At 54.7% G+C, this 20,677-nt stretch carries 21 protein-coding genes; 6 read left to right on the top strand and 15 right to left on the bottom strand.

Annotated features, from left to right (window positions below; translation table 11 throughout):
• Positions 1-363: 363 nt before the first annotated feature.
• The 3 genes from K6123_RS21365 to pedF form a co-directional block, all read right to left on the bottom strand.
• The gene (locus K6123_RS21365) at positions 364-2,154 is read right to left on the bottom strand and encodes a PQQ-dependent methanol/ethanol family dehydrogenase (protein WP_221801458.1); all 1,791 of its coding nucleotides are present in this window, start codon (positions 2,152-2,154) and stop codon (positions 364-366) included.
• A 313-nt stretch (positions 2,155-2,467) separates the two neighbouring features.
• Complete coding sequence (locus tag K6123_RS21370) at positions 2,468-3,424, bottom strand: substrate-binding periplasmic protein (protein ID WP_221801459.1); 957 nt, start codon at positions 3,422-3,424, stop codon at positions 2,468-2,470.
• A gap of 19 nt (positions 3,425-3,443) precedes the next feature.
• The gene (pedF, locus tag K6123_RS21375) at positions 3,444-3,872 is read right to left on the bottom strand and encodes a cytochrome c-550 PedF (RefSeq protein ID WP_425517721.1); all 429 of its coding nucleotides are present in this window, start codon (positions 3,870-3,872) and stop codon (positions 3,444-3,446) included.
• A 394-nt stretch (positions 3,873-4,266) separates the two neighbouring features.
• Here pedF and K6123_RS21380 point away from each other — a divergent pair, with 394 nt between their 5' ends.
• The 4 genes from K6123_RS21380 (at position 4,267) to K6123_RS21395 (ending at position 8,359) form a co-directional block, all read left to right on the top strand.
• Positions 4,267-5,535 (top strand): ABC transporter substrate-binding protein, encoded by a 1,269-nt coding sequence (locus tag K6123_RS21380; protein WP_246624957.1) that lies wholly within the window; start codon positions 4,267-4,269, stop codon positions 5,533-5,535.
• A gap of 47 nt (positions 5,536-5,582) precedes the next feature.
• The gene (locus K6123_RS21385; protein ID WP_221801460.1) at positions 5,583-6,602 is read left to right on the top strand and encodes a YVTN family beta-propeller repeat protein; all 1,020 of its coding nucleotides are present in this window, start codon (positions 5,583-5,585) and stop codon (positions 6,600-6,602) included.
• A gap of 183 nt (positions 6,603-6,785) precedes the next feature.
• Positions 6,786-7,553, top strand: a complete 768-nt coding sequence (locus K6123_RS21390) for an ABC transporter ATP-binding protein (RefSeq protein WP_221801461.1) — start codon at positions 6,786-6,788, stop codon at positions 7,551-7,553.
• Positions 7,550-8,359: an ABC transporter permease gene (locus tag K6123_RS21395; RefSeq protein WP_221801463.1), complete on the top strand. Its 810-nt coding sequence runs from the start codon at positions 7,550-7,552 to the stop codon at positions 8,357-8,359. The genes K6123_RS21390 and K6123_RS21395 overlap by 4 nt, the downstream gene beginning before the upstream one ends.
• A 4-nt stretch (positions 8,360-8,363) precedes the next feature.
• Here the strand turns inward: K6123_RS21395 and K6123_RS21400 are convergent, their stop codons facing one another.
• A complete protein-coding gene (locus tag K6123_RS21400) occupies positions 8,364-8,756 on the bottom strand; it encodes a tautomerase family protein (RefSeq protein ID WP_221801465.1) in 393 nt (130 codons plus the stop codon).
• A gap of 203 nt (positions 8,757-8,959) precedes the next feature.
• Here K6123_RS21400 and K6123_RS21405 point away from each other — a divergent pair, with 203 nt between their 5' ends.
• Entirely contained in the window at positions 8,960-9,481 is a 522-nt protein-coding gene (locus K6123_RS21405) for an RNA methyltransferase (RefSeq protein WP_246624958.1), read from the top strand.
• 76 nt (positions 9,482-9,557) lie between these two features.
• Here K6123_RS21405 and K6123_RS21410 read toward each other — a convergent pair whose 3' ends face one another.
• The gene (locus K6123_RS21410; protein WP_221801468.1) at positions 9,558-9,770 is read right to left on the bottom strand and encodes a hypothetical protein; all 213 of its coding nucleotides are present in this window, start codon (positions 9,768-9,770) and stop codon (positions 9,558-9,560) included.
• Positions 9,771-9,977: 207 nt separating this feature from the next.
• Between K6123_RS21410 and K6123_RS21415 the strand changes: the two genes are divergently transcribed.
• Complete coding sequence (locus tag K6123_RS21415; protein WP_221801469.1) at positions 9,978-10,595, top strand: Spy/CpxP family protein refolding chaperone; 618 nt, start codon at positions 9,978-9,980, stop codon at positions 10,593-10,595.
• Between the two features lie 72 nt (positions 10,596-10,667).
• Here the strand turns inward: K6123_RS21415 and K6123_RS21420 are convergent, their stop codons facing one another.
• The 10 genes from K6123_RS21420 to hpaE all read right to left on the bottom strand — a co-directional run bounded on the left by K6123_RS21420 (position 10,668) and on the right by hpaE (position 20,470).
• Complete coding sequence (locus K6123_RS21420; RefSeq protein WP_221801470.1) at positions 10,668-11,660, bottom strand: cytochrome-c peroxidase; 993 nt, start codon at positions 11,658-11,660, stop codon at positions 10,668-10,670.
• 317 nt (positions 11,661-11,977) lie between these two features.
• Entirely contained in the window at positions 11,978-12,655 is a 678-nt protein-coding gene (locus K6123_RS21425; RefSeq protein ID WP_221801471.1) for a nucleoside/nucleotide kinase family protein, read from the bottom strand.
• A 7-nt stretch (positions 12,656-12,662) separates the two neighbouring features.
• Positions 12,663-13,847, bottom strand: a complete 1,185-nt coding sequence (locus K6123_RS21430) for a multidrug effflux MFS transporter (RefSeq protein ID WP_221801472.1) — start codon at positions 13,845-13,847, stop codon at positions 12,663-12,665.
• A gap of 166 nt (positions 13,848-14,013) precedes the next feature.
• Complete coding sequence (locus K6123_RS21435) at positions 14,014-14,958, bottom strand: helix-turn-helix transcriptional regulator (protein WP_221801473.1); 945 nt, start codon at positions 14,956-14,958, stop codon at positions 14,014-14,016.
• A 7-nt stretch (positions 14,959-14,965) separates the two neighbouring features.
• Entirely contained in the window at positions 14,966-15,448 is a 483-nt protein-coding gene (locus tag K6123_RS21440; RefSeq protein WP_246624959.1) for a universal stress protein, read from the bottom strand.
• A gap of 15 nt (positions 15,449-15,463) precedes the next feature.
• Positions 15,464-16,792, bottom strand: a complete 1,329-nt coding sequence (locus K6123_RS21445) for a TRAP transporter large permease (protein ID WP_221801474.1) — start codon at positions 16,790-16,792, stop codon at positions 15,464-15,466.
• A gap of 80 nt (positions 16,793-16,872) precedes the next feature.
• A complete protein-coding gene (locus tag K6123_RS21450) occupies positions 16,873-17,406 on the bottom strand; it encodes a TRAP transporter small permease (protein ID WP_221801475.1) in 534 nt (177 codons plus the stop codon).
• 6 nt (positions 17,407-17,412) lie between these two features.
• Complete coding sequence (locus tag K6123_RS21455; protein WP_221801476.1) at positions 17,413-18,468, bottom strand: TRAP transporter substrate-binding protein; 1,056 nt, start codon at positions 18,466-18,468, stop codon at positions 17,413-17,415.
• A 148-nt stretch (positions 18,469-18,616) separates the two neighbouring features.
• Positions 18,617-19,003: a 5-carboxymethyl-2-hydroxymuconate Delta-isomerase gene (locus K6123_RS21460; RefSeq protein ID WP_221801478.1), complete on the bottom strand. Its 387-nt coding sequence runs from the start codon at positions 19,001-19,003 to the stop codon at positions 18,617-18,619.
• A gap of 3 nt (positions 19,004-19,006) precedes the next feature.
• Positions 19,007-20,470 (bottom strand): 5-carboxymethyl-2-hydroxymuconate semialdehyde dehydrogenase, encoded by a 1,464-nt coding sequence (hpaE, locus tag K6123_RS21465; RefSeq protein WP_221801480.1) that lies wholly within the window; start codon positions 20,468-20,470, stop codon positions 19,007-19,009.
• Positions 20,471-20,677: the final 207 nt, after the last annotated feature.

The raw sequence follows: 20,677 nt of genomic DNA on the forward strand, positions 1-20,677 counted from the left end.
AGAACCAGGCTGGCAGCTTCGAGTTTGAACTCAGGAGTGAAGGAACGACGTTGTCTTTTCATTGAACACCTCTTTGGCGGCAAGATTACCACCTATCTGGGTGTCCGGGATTATTGAACCACTACAATGCCTTGCCCCTACGCAATTGAATTTATATATCCATGCGTAGGGTCCCGACATGTCGGGACAGCGCCCTTGCCGAATCCGCTGCAACAGATACCTAAAACAACAAACGCCATAAAACAAAAAGCCGCACCCTAGCGGGTGCGGCTTCAGTTTGACGGGTAAAGCAACTCAGGACTAACGCCTGTAGAGAGAGTGGAATTCAGTCCTGTGCTTCAAACCGTCGTTACCGTCTGGCGCTTAACGAGCCGCCATTTCATGACGTTTTGGCAGTTTGAAGGTCCATACGGAACCACCCTGGTTGAGGTCTTTCACGCGCTTGGCCACTTCGCCGCCCCACAGTGGTACCGCACCACCCCAGCCAGAGACCACGGCAACGTACTGTTCGCCGTCCTGATCCCAGGTGATTGGGGTACCAACAATGCCGGAACCGGTGTTGAACTTGTACAGCATCTCACCAGTCTTGGCGTCGAAGGCCATCAGGTAGCCTTCAGGGTTACCGGTAAATACCAGACCACCAGCCGTTGTCATCACACCACCCCACAGCGGAGCGTTGTTCTGATAGCGCCATACTTCCTTGCCAGTCTTTGGATCGATCGCACGCAATACGCCAATGTAATCTTCATTGATTGGCTTGATGGTGAAACCGGCACCCAGATAAGCCGCGCCTTTCTTATAAGCGGTCGGCTCGTTCCAGATGTCCATTTCCCATTCGTTGGACGGTACATAGAACAGACCGGTGTCTTTGCTGAATGCCATTGGCATCCAGTTTTTACCACCCAGGAAGGATGGTGCCGCGACAACGGTTTTACCCTTGTGACCATCAGCAGAATCTGCCGGGTTACCTGGACGCACGTCGTCGTTGTAGATCGGACGACCTTTCTTGTCGAGGCCCTTGGCCCAGGTGATCTTGTCTACAAACGGGAAGCCACGGATGAAGTCGCCGTTTTCGCGGTTCAGTACGTAGAAGAAACCATTACGGTCAGCCGTTGCCGCCGCTTTAACGGTTTTGCTGCCGTCCTTGTAGTCAAACGAGATCAGTTCGTTTACGCCGTCGTAGTCCCAGCCATCGTGTGGTGTGGACTGGAAGTGCCATTTGATAGAGCCGTCATCCGGATCAATGGCAACACGGGAAGAGGAGTACAGGTTATCGCCAGGACGCAGGTGGGAGTTCCATGGTGCCGGGTTACCGGTACCGAAGAACAGCTGGTCGGTGTCGGCGTCATAGGTGCCACCCAGCCAGGTGGCGGCACCACCGGACTTCCACAGGTCGCCAGGCCAGGTTTTGTTGGCCTTGCCGCCAGTGATGCCGTTTTCAACCTGCTTGCCGTTCTTCCACACATAACCCATGTGGCCTTCAACGGTTGGACGGGTCCAAGCCAGTTCACCGGTCTTGGCATCGTAGGCTTCTACCTTGCCGACAATACCGAATTCACCACCGGATACACCGGTAATAACCTTGCCCTTGACGACCATCGGTGCCGCCGAGATGGAATAACCGGCCTTGTAGTCAGCAACGGTTTTTTTCCAGACGGTTTTACCTGTGTCCTTGTCGAGCGCAACCAGCTTGGCGTCCAGCGTACCGAAGATCACCAGGTTGTCGTACAGGGCCACACCACGGTTGATCACGTCACAGCAAGGCATGATGTTTTCTGGCAGACGGGCGTCGTACTGCCACAGTTCTTCACCGGTTTTGATGTCGATCGCAAAAACGCGGGAATAAGAGGCGGAGACGTACATTACGCCGTCTTTCACCATTGGCTGGGATTCCTGACCACGCTGTTTTTCACCGCCGAAGGAGAAACCCCACACCGGAGTCAGATCTTGCACGGTCTGGGCGTTGACCTTGGCCAGTGGGCTGTAACGCTGGCCCTGCAGGCCCATGCCGTAGCTGACGACGTCGTTGGTGGTTGCCTGGTCGTCGAGAATGTCTTTGTCGGTTACACCCGCCTGGGCAGGGCTTGCCAGAGCGATGGCAGCAACCAGAGAGGACAGCGCCAGACCCTTCAAGCCGATAGAAGTTGTTTTCATTATTTTCTCCTTGGAAGGATTTTCTTATTCGTATAGGAGCTTCTGTGCCCGCCCAAGTGGGTTGGCAGCCACAGGTGCATCTTTTTCCAGATACCCGATCATTGTTGGTTTCGAGCGCTTTTCATCCAATCCGACCTGCGGGTTGATTTCCCAGTACCTTGGTAGCAGTCCCGATACCGCGACTGGTACTGCCGAATGATCAGTAGTGCTGATATAACAGGCGTTCAGTCGAAAATTCCGCCAGCCAACAGCAGCAATAAAAACGGCGCGGCCGCCAGGCGGCCACGCCGGGAGAAGAAACACACACAGGGAATTATTGCGTCTGTTCCTGAACCAGATAATGGTCAGTCTTGAGGAAAGGAAAGTGATAGCGGTCAGCGATGCTGGCCATCTGGCCACTGAACACCAGCTGGTTGATCACTTCTTCCAGTTCATAGGCCAGGCCCCGATAGTCGTCCTTTACGGCCATCCCGACATCCCAGAAGCGATGCGGCAGATCCGGCATGGGAATGTCCGCAATCACGTAGCGTTCTTCGCCAGCCTGCTGATTGAGCTTCGCCCGCCCCCACTGTAACTGCGACTGCATCCCCAGCACCGCCGCCACTTCACCCTTGCCCATGGCTTCAACGGCATCCATGGTGGTGGTGTAGTGGACCACGTTCTTGCGCAGCATGCCGCGGAAAGCCCCGACCAGATAGAAATCCGGCAGGGTATCGATTTCCACCCCGACCTTGTCGTAGTTGAAAATGGCCAGATTCTGGATAGAATCAATCTGCTCGCGGTCGATCAACAGCTCCCAGCGCTCACGCTGATAGGGCGCAAAAAAGTGCACCAGGTCATTGATCACCTTGCCGTCCGGGTCCACCTTGAAGGCAAACTCACGGTCGTACGGTACCCGCAACATCACATCCGCGACTTCCCGCCGCAGCATGGCTTCATCTTCGATGCGGGCCAGATAATGCCCTTTCCAGACATGGTTACGCAGATCGTCGTCGAGGTTTTCATCCGGAATCATCCAGTGCAATTGCAGTTTGACACCCAGGCCAGCGGCCAAAGCCTCAGCAATATCGACGTCGAAACCACGGGCGGTTTCACCGTCGAGCCAGGAATAGGGAGGAAAATCGCGGTAAACAGCAACGCTGATCACACCGCTGTCTTTAACGTCATCAAGGGAACGCGCCTGCACCGGAACGGCTGCATACGCCAGCAATACAAAGACCCAGATCCACCGCAGGGCGAATCCGGGCCGCTTGCACTCATTCAGTCTCATGAGAGAAGTCGCCGTCAACTTACTGTTGAACGTACTTGGTTACCAACCAGGCGCGGATCGACCAGAGTGCTTCCTGACTCAGGAAGTCAGCCATTTTCGGCATGTAGGGAACACCGTTGCGAACCGCACCGTTACGAACCCGGTAAACGAACCATTCGTCGCCGTCGAGGCCAGGTTCCAGGTAACGCAAGTCTGGCGCGATACCACCGGAGATGGCTTCCAGACCATGGCAACGAGCACAGTTCTGGGCATAGGCAGATTCACCAATTTCAATGGCTTTCGGGTTACCCACATAAGGGTTCTGTTCACGCCATTCATCACCCAGTTGCTCCAGTCCGGATACATCAACTGGCTGTGGAGTAACGTCACCGTGAGCCCATACAGCACCTGAAATTGCCATCAGACCCGCAAGCATCAAACCGTGCATCGCAGAAGCGGTAGTTTTCATTATTGAGCACCTATCGTTTTGTTATTTTTGATGGCTTCATTCTAGGTATGAGGTAATACAGGCCACAGAACACTTTGGTAGTCGATTTTCTGTACCTTGGTAGTAGGTTTTACGACCATCCCCGACGCTACCTCCCGACCCGCTACAGGACTAGCCCATCGCCCCGGCTATACGCCACAAACCAGCAGAAATCACTGCCAGTTAGTATTCTGCCAGCAGGTGCAGGGTATTATTCATAGTACGAGAGGCGTAAAAATCGCCTACTTAAAGGCTATATCTGCCCTGCTGCGGCTTGCGTAACCTGAAGCCATAACAGCATGACTGGTAGTGTCCCAGCGACCAGCCACACTGATAAAAACAACAAAATGTATTCAGCGAATCAGGGCCCGTCATAATGACTTTGATGGACATCAGCACTGCGATCCAACGTCTGGCAACCACTTCGATGCTGACTTGCAAAAGCCGTCTGGCCAACCTGGCGGCGCTAACCATTACAGCGCTAACCACTACAGCGCTAACCACTGCAACAACAGTCCTTTTGGCAACCACCAGCCAGGCCGCCGAACTGCAAACCATCCAGATCGGCTATCTGGAGCTGCAACAGCAACAATCGCCACTGCTGTCCAACGTCTTGCCAGACCCCGAGGATAATGGTCTGCAAGGTGCCCGCCTCGGTCGCGACGACAACAATGCCGGTGGCAAATTTCTCGGTCTGCAATATCAGCTGCAAGAATCCCGCAGTTACCAGCTCGACGACCTCAAGGCCAGTTTGCAGCAATGGCAAACCAACGGCATGCAGGCGGTGCTGGTCAACGCCCCGGCTGATGCCTTGCAACAACTCAGTCTGCTCGCTCCCAACCTGCTGCTGTTTAACATCGGCAGTAACAGTGATGAATTGCGCAGCCAGACCTGCCTCAATAATGTGCTACATACCCTGCCCAGCCGGGCCATGCTGACCGACGCACTGGCGCAATGGCTGATCAGCAAGAAACTGAAAAAGTGGCTGTTGATCACCGGCACCCGCCCCGGCGACAAGCTCTATGCCGATGCAGTACGCCGCAGCGCCAAACGCTTTGGTGGCAAACTGGTGGCCGAAAAAGACTGGACCTTCGACGCCGATTTGCGCCGCAGTGCCGCAGCTGAAGTGCCGCTGTTCACCCAGACCAAAGAATACGATGCGGTAATCGTCGCTGATGAACCGGGGGATTTTGGCGAATTTATTCTCTACAACACCTGGTACCCGCGCCCGGTGGTCGGCACCCAGGGGCTGACTCCGACTGGCTGGCACCGGGTGGTTGAACAATGGGGCGCAGCGCAGTTGCAGAATCGTTTTGACCGGCTGGCCCATCGCTGGATGACCGACAAGGACTACGCCGCCTGGGCAGCCATGCGTTCAATTGGTGAAACCCTCGCTCACCAACAACCATACGCCGCTGCGGCGCTGAAAGACTATTTATTGGGACCGGACTTCGAACTGGCAGGTTTCAAGGGCCGCAAGCTGACCTACCGCAACTGGAATGGCCAGCTGCGTCAGCCGATTCCACTGATCCATCCACGGGCGCTGGTGTCCCAGTCGCCGCAGGAAGGCTACCTGCACCCAACCACGGAACTGGATACCCTTGGCTTCGACAAACCGGAAAGCCAGTGCCGGATTGGCAGCTGAGCTTGCGAGATGGCTGTCACCAGCAGTAATTACAAGAGATACAGATCATGAACAACCCTCGCCCTCTGACACACGTTCGGCTTGCCAGTCCGCTTAAAACCAGCCTGATCCGAACCGCGCTGGCAACCGCAACCCTGCTGGCAAGCGGCCTGGTACTGGCAACGCCACTGGCGTATGTGTCCAACGAAAAAGACGACTCACTGTCGGTGATCGACCTCGACAGCCTCGAAGTGATCAACACCATCGAGGTTGGCCAGCGTCCGCGCGGCATCACCTTCAACAAGGATTACAGCCTGCTGTACATCTGCGCCAGCGACGACGACACGGTGCAGGTACTGGACGTTGCCAGCAACCGGGTGGTCGCCAACCTGCCATCCGGCGAGGACCCGGAGCAGTTTGCCCTCCACCCGGACGGCGACCGTCTTTATATTTCCAACGAAGACAGTGCGCTGGTGACCGTCGTCGATACCCACACCCATGAAGTTAGCGGCCAGATCGACGTTGGCGTTGAACCGGAAGGCATGGGCGTCAGCCCGGACGGCAAACTGGTGGTCAACACCTCGGAAACCACCAGCATGCTGCACTGGATCGACGCCAGCACCAACCAGCTGATTCACAACACCAAGGTCGATCAGCGACCGCGCCATGTTGAGTTCAGCAAGGATGGCAAACAGCTGTGGGCCAGCGCCGAAATTGGTGGCACCGTGTCGGTGATAGACGTCGCCAGCAAGGAGGAGATCCACAAGATTCGCTTCAATATTCGTGGCGTCCACCCGGACAAGGTGCAACCTGTGGGGGTCAAACTGACCTCTGACGGCCGTTATGCGTTTGTTGCGCTGGGGCCTGCCAACCATGTTGCGGTGGTGGATGCCAAGACTTACGAAGTACTCGACTATCTGCTGGTTGGTCGCCGGGTCTGGCATATGGCGTTGACGCCGGATGAAAAATACCTGCTGACGACCAATGGCATCAGTGGCGATGTTTCCGTGGTCGACGTTGCCAGGCAGAAAGTGATCAAGTCGATCAAGGTGGGGAGGTATCCGTGGGGGTTGGCGATCAAGCCTTGAAAAGAGATTCACAGGTAACTCGTTGCAGCTACTGCGCTTGCCCATACGGCGTCAAAGTCACGATTCCAGTACTCATTTATACTTATAAACTCCGTCTGAAATCGTGATTTATCCTTGCCTGACCATCGCTCGTAACGCTGCCATACGCCTTTTAAAGTCTTTAAATCGAAGAGAAGCCCAACTATGCCACTGGTTGAAGTCGACCAACTCAGTCATCAATACCCCGGCAAACTGGCGCTCGCTAACGTCTGTTTCAATATTGAGCGGGGCAGCTTTCATGCTCTGCTGGGGCCTAATGGCGCAGGGAAAAGTACGCTGTTTGCGCTGATCAGCCGTTTGTTCCGGGTCCAGCAGGGCGATATTCGCGTTAACGGCCACAGCCTGAAACAGGCACCCGCAGCGTTATTGGGCGAAATCGGCATGGTGTTCCAGCAAAGCACGCTGGACATGGACTTGTCGGTCCAGCAGAACCTCGACTACCACGCCTGTTTACACGGCATGGCGGGCAAGCTGCGCAAACAACGTATCGAAGCCGAACTGCAACGGGTTGAAATGCTGGATGCCCGCAACCAGAAAGTACGGGCGCTCAATGGCGGCCATCGTCGGCGCGTGGAAATTGCCCGCGCGCTGGTGCACCAGCCAAGTCTGTTATTGCTCGACGAAGCCACGGTCGGACTGGACCCACAAACCCGTGCCAGCCTGAATCAACACGTCCGCTCGCTCTGTGACCAACAAGGCGTAACGGTACTCTGGTCGACGCATTTGATCGAAGAAATCCAGCCGCAGGACCCGGTGACTTTGCTGCACCAGGGCCAGGTACGCGCCAATGCCTGTGCCGCTGAAATTTGCCGGCAAAATGCGGTGGAGTCGCTGGTCGAGGCGTTTACCTTGCTAACCAGCCCGGCTCAAAAACAGGCTGCCCAGCCTTCTGAATCCGGGATCAATGCATGAAACTGAGTGGATATGTCACCGCGTTTAACGGCATCCTCAAACGCGAGGCGCTGCGTTTTGTTCATCAACGCAGTCGTTTTTTCAGTTCCATGGTGCGGCCGCTGCTGTGGCTGGCGGTGTTCGCCGCCGGTTTTCGGGCCGCACTGGGGATTTCGATTATCGAACCCTACTCCACCTACATCACCTATGAGGTCTATATCGCCCCGGGTCTGATCGCCATGATCCTGCTGTTTAATGCCATGCAGAGTTCCTTGTCGATGGTTTACGACCGTGAAATGGGCAGTATGCGGATTCTGTTGATGAGCCCGTTGCCGCGCTGGTATCTGCTGCTCAGCAAGCTGGCTGCCAGCACCATAGTGGCGATTCCGCAGGTTTATGCGTTTCTGGCGATTGCCTGGTTGTTTGAAGTGGAGCCTCCGGCGCCTGGCTTTTTGTGGGTACTGCCTGCAGTCATTCTGGCCGGAGTTATGCTGGGGGCGATCGGACTGTTTATATCGAGTTTCATCCGCCAACTGGAGAACTTCGCCGGAGTCATGAACTTCGTGATTTTCCCGATGTTTTTTATGTCATCGGCGCTGTATCCATTGTGGAAAATGCAGGAGTCGAGTGAATGGCTCTACTGGCTTTGCTCGGTTAACCCGTTCACCTTTGGTGTTGAACTAATTCGGTTTGCCCTGTACGGCAAATTCAATGGTGAAGCACTGGCGGTCGTGAGCGGCTGTTTGTTGCTGTTTACCGTGCTGGCGGTGCTGGTGTTTAACCCCGAGCGCGGCCAGATTGGCAAAAAGCCGAGCAAGCCCGGCTGATTATTCAGCGCCGGGCGTCCAGCTCGGCTTTGCGAATCTCGCTGGCGGGTTTACCAGCAATGCCCCAATCGGATGGATCAATCCGCAAACAGGTACCGCGAATCACGCTGCGTTCGCACGCCAGCACATCCACCAGCAGCTGGGTAAAACTCTGGTGTAATGCCGCCACCTGCTGCGGCGTACGGTCTGCCAGCACATAAAACTGGTAAAAAGGCGCGCCACCGGCCTCAAATCCGGCACTGGCTGTCCATTCGGGATAGACATTGATAAAGGCCCGGATACGTTCCACCGGCGCTTCCAGCACCTGCGCAAATACCTCACAGGCACCGCGCGTCAGCTGACGGCCCTTGTCTTCAGAAACCAGCGTTGCTGGCACATTGAATGTCACCACAGGCATTTTATTATTCTCCGATCCTGATAGAAGCAGCTTTCAGCTTACCCGAAGGTAGTCAGAAACCGGCGGCCAAATGCCTGCCATTTTCGGGAATATATCGGCCCATTCGAGGCCGCGCTCAACGGCTATTCGTTCGCCAGCCCCAACTGCCTGAGCGGGTCGGTTATACTGCAGCGGTCTTGAAAGCCATTGCCAGGAATCCCGTTTTGCAACAGTCCGGTTCAGCCGCCATCGCCCTTACCAATCCCAAAAGCGCCACCAATGTTGGAGCGATTCTGCGCGCCTGCGCCTGCTTCGGTCACGCCCAGGTGTATTACACCGGCAAGCGTTTTGAATATGCCGACCGTTATCACACCGACACCCACAACGCCCGCGAAAAGGTTGCGCTGACGCCAACGCCTTCGCTGCTTGAGGTTGCCCGCCCGGAGCAAAAACTGGTCTGTATTGAATTTGTGGTGGGTGCAACACCGTTACCAGAGTTCCAGCACCCCGAACATGCGTTATATATTTTTGGTCCGGAAGACGGATCAGTCGATCAGGCCGTCGTTGATGCCTGCGATGACGTGGTATTTGTGCCGACCGATGGCAGCCTCAACCTGGCCGCAACCGTTAACGTAGTGCTGTATGACCGTGCTGCCAAACAGCAGCTGGCAATGGATCCGGTAGAGCTGGTGAAAAGCAGTCGTGACGTGAACAACCGTTTGAAAATCCGCAAGACTCCGGCCTGAGTTTACAGTCGCCAGAACCAACAAAACCGGACTAATTGACGACTGCAATACCCGGTTTTCCACTTTTCCGTCAGGATCAGTTATCGCTGCCGTCTTTCACATCATCCACCACTTCCTTGGTGTTCTTGCCAATCGACTTGACGATATCCCGCGAAGCGTGACCGATGGAAGTAGCTACGTCCTTGGTGCCTTCTCCAATAGTGGCACCGGTTTCCTTCAGCTGGGCACAGGCCGCCAGCAAAACCAGACTGGCACCCACCAGCGTCACCTTGATCATTGAACTCTTCACGTTTACTCCAGAATTGTTATTCGATTTCCGGGCAACTTTACCCCGCTACTGCGGGATTTTCCATTGACTGATCCATCGTTCTGGAATCTGGTCGAAACCTGTCTCTGATCAATAAATCACCGCTGAACAGGCGTACCTTGAAATAGCAAAGCCATGCTTCGTTTGGTTTTCATAACGGTCCTTGTTAACCAGAACAGGAGACGCATCATGAAACATTCCAGCTTATTCAATTATCAACACCTGTTGGCCATCGGCCTGCTGGCAGCGGTTGTCGGCGTAACCGGCTGCAGCCCGTATCACCATGGCGCTGGTTATCAGCAACCACCCCAACAACAGCCCTACACTCACATGATGCAAGGCTCTGGTTATGGCCCGGGTACCATGTATGGCGGTCAGCAAGCTGATCCAGCTGCTCAGCCTTATTCTGCCATGCCCATGATGGGCGGTTATGGTTACGGACCAGGCGGTTATGGCCGTCATGGCGTGATGGCTGGTAGCGGTTGCGCACAACAAGCCGCAATTCCTGACCTGACAGACGAACAGCAGCAACAAATGCAGACTATCCAGAATAATCTGGCTGATCAGCATTGGGCCCTGATGCAAAACATGCATCAAGCCCAACTGGAACTACGCAGCCTGTATCAGGCAGACCAGCCCGACGAAGTGGCGATCAAGGCCGCCTACGACAAGATGAACAGCCTGCGCCTGGCCATGTATGGCAGCCAGCAACAGGCCCGTGAACAAATGGATAAAGTATTGACTGACGAACAACGTAAAGCCATGCAACAGTATGGTTATGGCATGCCGATGCGACCAATGTGGTAACACGGCTACTGAGATAACAACAGCCAACAAAAAGCCGGGCACTGCCCGGCTTTTGTTTTTGCCATCAGAGAATCAGTCAAACGGCTTCGGAGCCGGTGTCTTGTCCGTTGATGGTGGCAGGATTGGCATCAGGAATTGTGGCTGATCGCCGGTCAGGGTTTTCAGGAAAGCAACGATTTTGGCGTTTTCAGCCTCACTGAACTGACGACCTAACTGCAAACGGCCCATGGTATCGACGGCCTGGGTCAGAGTTGCTGCTTCACCGTCATGGAAGTAGGGATAGGTCAGCTCAACGTTACGCAGTGTTGGCACCTTGAACTTGAAGCGATCCGCATCCTTGCCGGTCACACCAGCCAGACCTTCAGCGCTGTTTTTGGTCTGATAGGGCTTCACAAGACCCATTTTCTGGAAGGAGCTTCCGCCGACAGCTTCGCCGTTATGACAGGCCACACAGCCCGAGGTTTTGAACAGCTGATAACCTTCTTTTTCAGTCTGGGTCAGTGCCGTTTCATCCCCCATCAACCACTGGTCAAACGGAGAATGAGGGGTAACCAGAGTCTTTTCAAACTCGGCTATGGCACTGGTAACCTGATCAATGTCGACCTTGCCAGTGCCGAACACCAGCTTGAATTCGTTGACATAGCCAGGAATGGAACCGAGCACATCGACTGCCAGTGTGTGGGTGAAAGCCATTTCGCCCGGATTGGCGATTGGTCCACCGGCCTGCTCTTTCAGGTCAGCGGCGCGCCCATCCCAGAATTGGGCAATACTGAGGCTGGAATTTAATACCGTTGGTGCATTAATGGGCCCCTGTTGCCAGCTATGTCCAATCGAGGTTTTGAGGTTGTCCGTGCCGCCCATACTGAGGTTGTGGCAAGAGTTACAGGATATAAATCCGGATTTTGACAAGCGAGGATCGAAATACAGCTTTTTACCCAACTCGGCCTTGGCCAGGTTGATTTCCTTGACGGGTTGGATAGGTTGAATCGGTTCAGAAGCCTGTGCAGATGTGGTTATCGCTGCCAGACTTGCCAACAACCAAACAAGATTTTTTGCCTTTTTCATGATATGCCCTCTCTCCTTGGTAGCCCTGCAAGCAGCCTCAGAACGAGCCTTGTGATACAGGGTGAGGGCATGGTATGCCGCACAAACGACAATAATAGATGACGAAAATCAATATTGAATCGGCTACACGACCATCAATAATCAACGACTATTTAGCCAATATCTTTTCTATATTCATAAATTTCCGATTTATTATATGCGTCACAATAAATCTCATCTAAATATTGAATAGCCAATAAAAATGACGTTTATCAATGACAAGATTGAAATATCACCACTCATATAAAAATGCCGTTTTCAGCCAGTACCGGAATAAATTACCAGATAATCCGTTTATCAATGGATTGCTGCGATTGTTGCCAGATCAAGTCCGCGTTCCGACCATCATTGTCCGTTACCCTGGCACCGGCTTCAGCCACTGTCAGACCCAGCTGGCAGTGCCGTTGATAAACCCGTTTATTACTGATTGCTGGCGGCACATCCATAAACCAGCACAGATCAAACAGCTGGTCGCGCAAACGAGACCAGGGAAGCTGATCCAATAGCAGGTAATTGCCTTCTACCAACACCAGCTGATGCTGGCTGGTTAGCTGATACTGACCATCAAGCGGGTCACCCTGCGCATGATCGAAACCGGGGAAGCTGCCATGGCCACAATGTTTGGCGGCGATCAGTTCAGCCACACAACGCCGGGCATCAAAGGTAAACGGCGCACCGCGACGCTGATATGCCAGCGCAGGGTCTGGCATGGCATCCAGCTGATGGCGATACAAGTGATAGCCGTCCATTGGCAACACCAGCATCCGGCTGTTATCCGCAGTTCGGCCGTCGAGCTGATCCAGTACTTGTTTAAGCGCCAGCGCAAAGGTGGTTTTACCACTGCCAGGCGCACCAGCGAGACCAATCCACAGCGGCTGGGTACACTGATTCAGCTGTTTAATCAGCAAGCCCGCCAGTTCATTGAGGTAAGCCTGCTGGGCCGAAGTCAAAACCATCAATCGCTTAACCGGGCTGACGAAACAGGCGCTTGATGGTGATACCAATCACACAGGCACCAAACATAATCGACACCATCGGCAGCGGTGTGCCATCAGCAAATACCCCCGCAACGCCACCGCTGGCAGCACCTGTCATAAAGCCGAGTGACGCCATCAACGCCGTTGCAGTCCCTGCACGAGTGGCAAAAAATTCCTGCACTGACGACGTACAGTTCGCCACGATAATCGCGTGGCAGCTCATAAAGCCGACCGTTAATACCAGCGCGATCCAGAAGTTTGGCTGCTCGACCAACAGCAGGTAAGTCAGCATCACGAATGAGCAAGCCAGCTGCATATACTGACCCAGCTGAATCAGCCAGGAGGGCGAATGCTTTTTCAACAGTCGAATATTGAGTTTGCCCATCAGCACCATGGCCACCACGTTGGCGCCAAAGGCAAACGGGAACTGGGTTGAAGTCAGTCCAAAGAAATCCATGTAAACAGTTGGCGAGGCAGTGATAAAGGCGAACATTCCGGCATAGGCACCACACATGGCCCCCAGAAAACTCCACACCCGACGATCACGAATCACATGCCAATAATTACCCAGCAAGTTACCGGTGGCCTGTTTGGGACTGCTCTCCGGCACTCGCAGATAAAACAGCACCAACAACACCAGACAATACAACACCAGAAATACAAAAATGGCGCGCCAGCCTGCCAGCTGCAAAATCACCATGCCAATCAAGGGGGCGATCAAGGGGGCAATCAGCATCACCTGCACCACCCTCATCATATTGGTGGCCCCCGCACGGCCGGAACTCATATCACGTACGACCGACATGGCGCTCACTCCAGCCAACCCGGCACCCAGCGCCTGAATGATCCGCAAACCCCACAACAAATAGAGATTTTCATTCATCAACATGGCAGCCGAAGCCAGCAAGAACAGACTGAGGCCGGTCATCACCATTTTGCGACGGCCATAACGGTCAGACAGCGGTCCTCCCAACAGCTGACCACATGACATACCAATCAGGAAGAATGAAACTGTTACTTCAATATCGTGGTAAGCCGCATGAAAGGCCTCAGCCATCACCGGGACTGCAGACAAATAAATATCGGTTCCCAACGGTGCCAGCGCCGCCAGCCCGGCCAGCATCATCACCAGAGCCCTGGGCATACGGTAATCGGATTGTTCAACCGCCATGAATAACGGAACTCCCTGTTATGGACGAGATAAATAGGAAATGAGAGTGAGGATTGATAACACAGCTAGCCGGGTGCCGCCCAGATGGCTGGCGAAATTGACTGTTTCCCCCAGCACACCCTGAGTTCACAACCATCACCGCCCACTCAGGTAAGACCAGAACCCGCTAGCCAGACAGGCGGCTACGACGCAGGGTTTCGGATGGCAATTCACCAAAATAGTCGCGGTACTGGCCAGCAAAACGACCCGGGTTGGCAAAGCCATACTCCATCGCCACATCCGTCACCGCCCAGCGGCAGTCTGGCGCCGACAACTCCAGGTGCACGGCTTCGAGCCGCAACAGCCGGAAGTATTCCCCTGGCGTCATGCCCGCGTGGGCCTTGAGAAGGTTATAAATGGTACGACTGGTAATGCCCAGCCGACTGGCCAGCTGGTCGAGATCCAGCTCCTGATTGAGCTGGCGCAGAAAATAGCCCTGCACTTCGGCCATACGAGGGTCACTGATCGGCTGCAGCCGGAACAGCTGCTGCCAGTTGAACTGCCAGAGTTCGATGACACATTGCCGCAGCAGGCTGATGCACTGTTGCTGCATGGCGGCGGTCAACTGGCCCGGCTGGCAGATCCTTCGACCAATACCGAGCAAAATATCCACTTCAGCACCGCGCTGAACCGACTCCTGCACCATCAGCGGCTGCTGCCGCACCACCCGGCCAGAACGTAAGCCAAGCTGGCGCAGACAACTGCTGGTCAGCCGCATGCAATACAGGCTGCCTGGTCGCAAGACCGCCAGTTGCAGCTGCTGAGCGGGATTCAGCAGCAAGGCCTCACCACCATAAAGGGTACTGATGCCCTGTTCTGATGCCAGCTGCAAACAGCCGCTGACCAGCACCAGCAGTTCAAAGGTATCCGCAGCCGTTGTGAGTATTGGTGTGGTTGAGGCCGTCAACGGCCAACACTCTATCGGCTGCATTTCCGTGGCGAACGACATGTTGGAACTGGCGGCCATTTGCCGCTCTGGCAACCTTGGTCGTGCTGCTGCAGACGGCTGAATCAGCGCCGCCAGTTCGGTTGCCACCGCCGTTGATTCAAACAGGGAAGCTGGCGGGCACATTGGCCAATCAGCCCAGTGGCACAACCAGAACCGGACGCTTGCTGGACTGCACCACCCGACTCGGGGTGTGGCCCAGCAGGCTGTTCGGATGACGCGCGCCCACCACAATCAGGTTGGCGTCCATTTCATCGGCTACTTGCAGAATGGTTTTCCACGGTGTGCCTTCGCGAATCAGCACTTGCAGAGTACCTGCGTCGAGCATGTCTTCGGCGCACAACTCTTCCCGACAGAAACGGTGTACCCGTTCTTCTACCTGCGCCCAGACCTGTTTGATGCTTTCATCATGCAAGGCCTGCAGCGAGGCATCTTCTTTCATCATGGTCTTGACCAGCCGTTCAGCTGCGCCACTGACCGGTTCCACCACATGCAGAAAGGTAATCTGCGATTGATAGTGGCCGCACAGGCTGACCGCCTGACGAAACGCCGGGCGTGCACCCGGCTGAACATCGGAGGCGTACAGAATACGGGTGACTTCTGGCATCTTGTTCATGGCAAACGTCCTCTGTTAGCGGTACAGCAGTTCAGGCAGGAACAGCGAGATGGTCGGAATCAGCGTCAGCAACGCCAGTCGCACAATGTCCGCACACCAGAACGGCGTGACACCCTTGAAGATGGTGGCCGGCTTGACGTCCGGCAACACCGCGCTCAAGACAAACACGTTCATCCCCACCGGCGGCGTAATCAGACTGATTTCAGTCACCACCACTACCACGATGCCGAACCACACCAGGTCAAAGCCGAGGCTCTGCACCAGCGGATAGAAAATCGGTACCGTCAGCAACATCATCGACAGGCTCTCAAACACCATGCCGAGCAGGATGTAAATCGCCAGGATTACCAGAATCACCCCCATTGGGCTGATTTCCAGATTGGTCACAAACGCCAGCAACTGATCCGGCAAACCGGCCCGGTTGATGAAGTCAGAGAAAATCAGTGCGCCAATCAGAACTGCAAACAACATTGCTGTGGTACGACCAGTGTCGGTCAACGCATGGAACAGGCCAGACAACGACAACGAGCGACGCGCCAGTGCAATCACAAAGGCACCACCAGCACCAATACCTGCGGCTTCGGTTGGTGTGAACACACCGAGGTAAATACCACCCATCACCACAGTGAACAGAATCAATACGCCCCAAACACCACGCAAAGCCGCCAACCGCTCCGGCCAGCTCATCTTGTCACCTGGAGGACCCGCTTCCGGATTACGCCAAACCACATATTTTACCGCGGCCAGATACAGCAGAATGCCCAGCAAGCCCGGCAGAAAGCCCGCTGCAAACAGTTCACGAATACTGGATTCGGTCAGCAGACCGTAGATCACCAGAATCACACTGGGCGGAATCAGAATACCCAGAGTGCCGCCAGCAGCAATCGAAGCCGTCGCCAGTGAGTCGGCATAACCGAACTTGCGCATCGGCGGCATTGCCACCTTGGCCATGGTGGCCGAAGTCGCCAGAGATGAACCACAAATAGCCGAGAAACCACCACAGGCCACGACAGTTGCCATCGACAGGCCGCCCTTGCGGTGACCCAGAAAAGCGTTGGAAGCCTGATAAAGTTCCTGCGACAAGCCGGACTTGGTCACCAGGTTACCCATCAGGATAAACAGCGGAATCACCGACAAACCATATTCCTGGGCGGTATCAATGACCCGGTTGGAAGCCAGCGACAGCGCCGCCGTCCAGCGGAAATCAAAAACGTTTTCAAACGACAGGCCCTGCAAAAACGCAAAGCCGAAAAAGCCCACCAACCCCATCGCAAAGGCGATTGGCAGACGCACGATTACAATCAACGCCAACAGAATGGCGAATCCGATCAATGCTACGGTCATAATAAAAATCCGGAAAAAACCTGTTCAGACAGCGGGTGAAGCTGCACGTATGCGCTATTCAGCGAGTCCGCCCAAGCGGCTCAGCTGTGCTTTTCAGTCAGCAAGCGGTACACCCCGTAGGTGATCATCAAGGCCGCCGTGGCGTAACTCATCACAGCGATATACTGGATGACGTAACCCACCGGAATTTCCAGGTATTCACTGACCACTTCCCGCTTCAGCGAACGATCGGCCAGATAGAACATGCGTTCGGCAAGGAAATAAAGACCTCCGGAAATTGCCAGTGCTGACATCAAACCCAGCACCTTAACCACAGCGTTGCCCAGCAGGTTGTCGAGCAAGTCCACCACCACGTGGCCACCACGCCAGGTCACCAGCGGCATTTCGGCAAATACCAGCACCGCCAGGCCGATTTCAGTCAGCTCTACAGCACCGTTGATCGAGTTATTGAAGAAATAACGACCCACCACATCGGCACAGGTCAGCAACATCAACGCCATCAGCACTACGCCCGCGAAGGCTTCAAGAGCAAAGGCCAGCCATTTGACTGGCCCCTGCTCTTCATAGTGCTCAGTGACCCATTGGTTCAAACCAACGATAGACAAGGCACCCATAACGACTTACTCACCCGCGTCCAGCTTGGCCTGGTAGGCATGCGCGATAGAACGCAGTTCGGTCAGTGCGCCCTTGGCGTCAACCTTGCGGTCAGCGACGGAATCGATCCATTCCTGGTCAACACCCTTGATCAGCTGCTGGAATTCCAGATCCATCTTGTCGCCCTTGGCCACTTCAACGATCTTCACACCGGCTTCACGAGCGGCAGCAACGCCTTCGGCATCACCGGCATCCCAGGCACGACCGGCCATGGCCGACAGTTTTTCACCGGACACCGACAGGATGGCATCGCGGTCACGCGGGTCCAGATCTTCGAGGAATTCAGGATTTACAAAGATAGAAAAGCTACCCATGTACATGCCGCCTGGCAGCATGACCACATCGGTAGTCACTTCGTTCAGACGCAGTACTTTCTGCTCCATCATTGGCAGGAAGACGCCATCGATCACGCCCTGTTGCAGCATTTCATATACTTTTGGCGCTGGTGCGCCCACCGGGGTCACGTGCATACGTTCCGCCAGCACACTCTGGATACCGCCACCGACGCGGATTTTCTGGCCTTCCAGATCTTTCAGCGAAGTGATGGGTGCCTTGGTGTGAATCTGGCCAGCGCCGTGAGTGAACATACCGATCACTTCCAGACCGTCGAATTCACCGGCTTTCTCAAGGTACTTCTTGTAGACGCGCCACAGTGCAACGGAAGCGGCTTCTGCACCGGTATTCAGGTTTGGCAGTTCTACCACCTGAGGCAATTTAAAACGACCTGGGACATAGCCGTGGTAGCTGAAAGACGCATCAATAATGCCGTCCTCAACCAGCTGGAACATGGTTTTCGGGTGACCCAGCCCCTGTTCGATCTTGATTTTTACCCGGCCTTCCGTGGCTTCTTCTACCCACTTGGCCCAGGTTGGCCAAACCACCGCGTTCTGGGCGTTGGTTGGTGGCAGCCAGGTACCGACCCGCATAACGGTTTCGGCCATGGCAGATTGAGTCATCATGGCTCCGGCAGTAATTGCCAGCGCCGACAAGGCGGTCTTCAGATGTTTTTTGATTGTTGTCATTTTCGGCCTCTTGTAGCTTGCCGGGGCGCTCTGACTGGTGTGCACCAGACCCCGGATGCATTTTTATAGTTGTATTGCTGCAGGAACCTCCTGCGGGGCGGGCCAGTTACACTGACCCGATCCAGTTCCAGCAATCAGTTGGTACTGATCACTGTTCAACGAACAAAGGATGAATATTGTTTTTATTGAATTTCAGGACCGGATCCAGCTCGGTCATTTCAAAGGAAATCTGCACATAGTGCTCGTCGGTAATCGGCTTCATCCATTCGCAGAGGATGTCGAAGACGTTTTTGGCGACCTCTTTTTTCAGCTCCATGTCACGGCCATGGCCGATCTTGAGACTGAGGTTGAGGTAGCCAAAATCTTCGCGGCCGTCCGCCACCCGGTAGTCGTAACAACGGATGGCGCGGCTGCGCACCCCCCCAATCGGGAATGCGCCGGTCGATACCACGTAGTCGTGCAGAGCCTTGAAGAGCGGCTGGAACTCCAGCAGCTCATGCAGGTTGTCTGAATAATCGACGACGAAGTGTGGCATGGCTTACACGCCCCACTTTGGAATGTGGTGAGAACCCATGGAGATACAGACGTTCTTCGGTTCACAGAACACTTCGAAGCTGTAATCGCCACCTTCACGGCCAGTACCGGAACCTTTCACACCACCGAACGGGGTACGCAGGTCACGGACGTTCTGAGCATTTACAAACATCATGCCGGCTTCCACTTCGCGGGCGATGCGATGCACCTTGCCGACATCCTGGGTCCACAGGTAAGACGCCAGACCGTACTCGTTGTCGTTAGCCATCTTGATGACGTCGGCTTCATCCTTGAACGGAATCAGCACCGCCACCGGGCCAAAGATTTCTTCCTGGGCAATACGCATGCTGTTGGTCACATCACGGAACGCCGTTGGACGCACGAAGTGGCCACCCTGCAGGTGTGCTGGCAGCTCGTGAACCGGTTTCTCAGGGCCACCGGCAATCAGCCTGGCACCTTCTTCCATACCGATCTTGATGTAACCGGTTACCTTCTCCCAATGAGACTGGGAAATCAGCGAACCCACCTGGGTGTTCATGTCAGTTGGATCACCAACACGGACCTTGTTGGCGCGCGCGGCGAAGTCATCACAGAACTTGTCGTAGATGGTTTCCTGCACAAAGATACGGGAACCGGCAGTACAACGTTCACCGTTGATGGAGAAGATGCCGAATACTGCTGCGTCCAGCGCACGCTCGTAGTCACAGTCATCGAAGATCATTACCGGTGACTTGCCGCCCAGTTCCATCGAGAACTTTTTCAGGCCAGCGTTGGCAATGATGTGTTTACCGGTCGCCGTACCACCGGTGAAGGAAATCGCGTTCACATTTGGATCAGTGATCAGGGCGTTACCCGTGGTGCCACCGAAGCCATGAACAATGTTGAAAACACCGGCAGGAATACCTGCTTCCAGTGCCAGCTTGCCAAGGAAGTCGGTCGTCAGCGGCGACAGTTCAGACTGCTTCATTACCGCGGTATTACCCAGCGCCAGACACGGAGCGGTTTTCCAGGTACCGGTCATGAACGGCACGTTCCATGGCGAAATCAACGCACAGACACCGGTTGGCTGATAGAGGGTGTAGTTCAGCATCTGATCATCCATTGGATAGGTATGACCATTCATCTGCTTGGCTTTTTCAGCAAAGAAGTAGAAGTTGTTGGCAGCGCGAGGCACCAGCGCATTGCGGGTCTGGTACAGCGGCAGACCGGTATCTGCGGTTTCCAGAGCAGACAGCTCTTCCACGTTGTCAGCGATCAGATCACCCAGTTTCTCAATGATCTTGGAACGCTTGGCAACTGGCATGTTAGCCCAGGCCGGGAAGGCATCTTTGGCCGCCTGGGTTGCTTCAGCTACCTGTTCCGGAGAAGCGTGAGCGACTTCTGCCAGCACCTCGCCAGTTGCCGGGTTGACGGTTTCGAAGGTCTCTTTGCTTTCAACCCATTTGCCGTTAATCAGATTCTTGATCATGACGGTATGCCTTTTTCTTGTTTGGTATGACAGCTGTTCGGCGAGGGACGCCAGACATCGTTAATATATTAAGCAAGATATTTAACATATTAACCATTGTCAACAAACGGTTCGCAAAGCTGTTTTATGAAACAAGCATCAGGAAGGTTGATAGCACCCGGTAGATAGCAATAAAGAATCAGAAATCAATCAATAAAACTGTCAGGC

Origin of the sequence: Oceanobacter mangrovi, assembly GCF_019740315.1 — a bacterium.
Taxonomy (GTDB): domain Bacteria; phylum Pseudomonadota; class Gammaproteobacteria; order Pseudomonadales; family Oceanobacteraceae; genus Oceanobacter; species Oceanobacter mangrovi.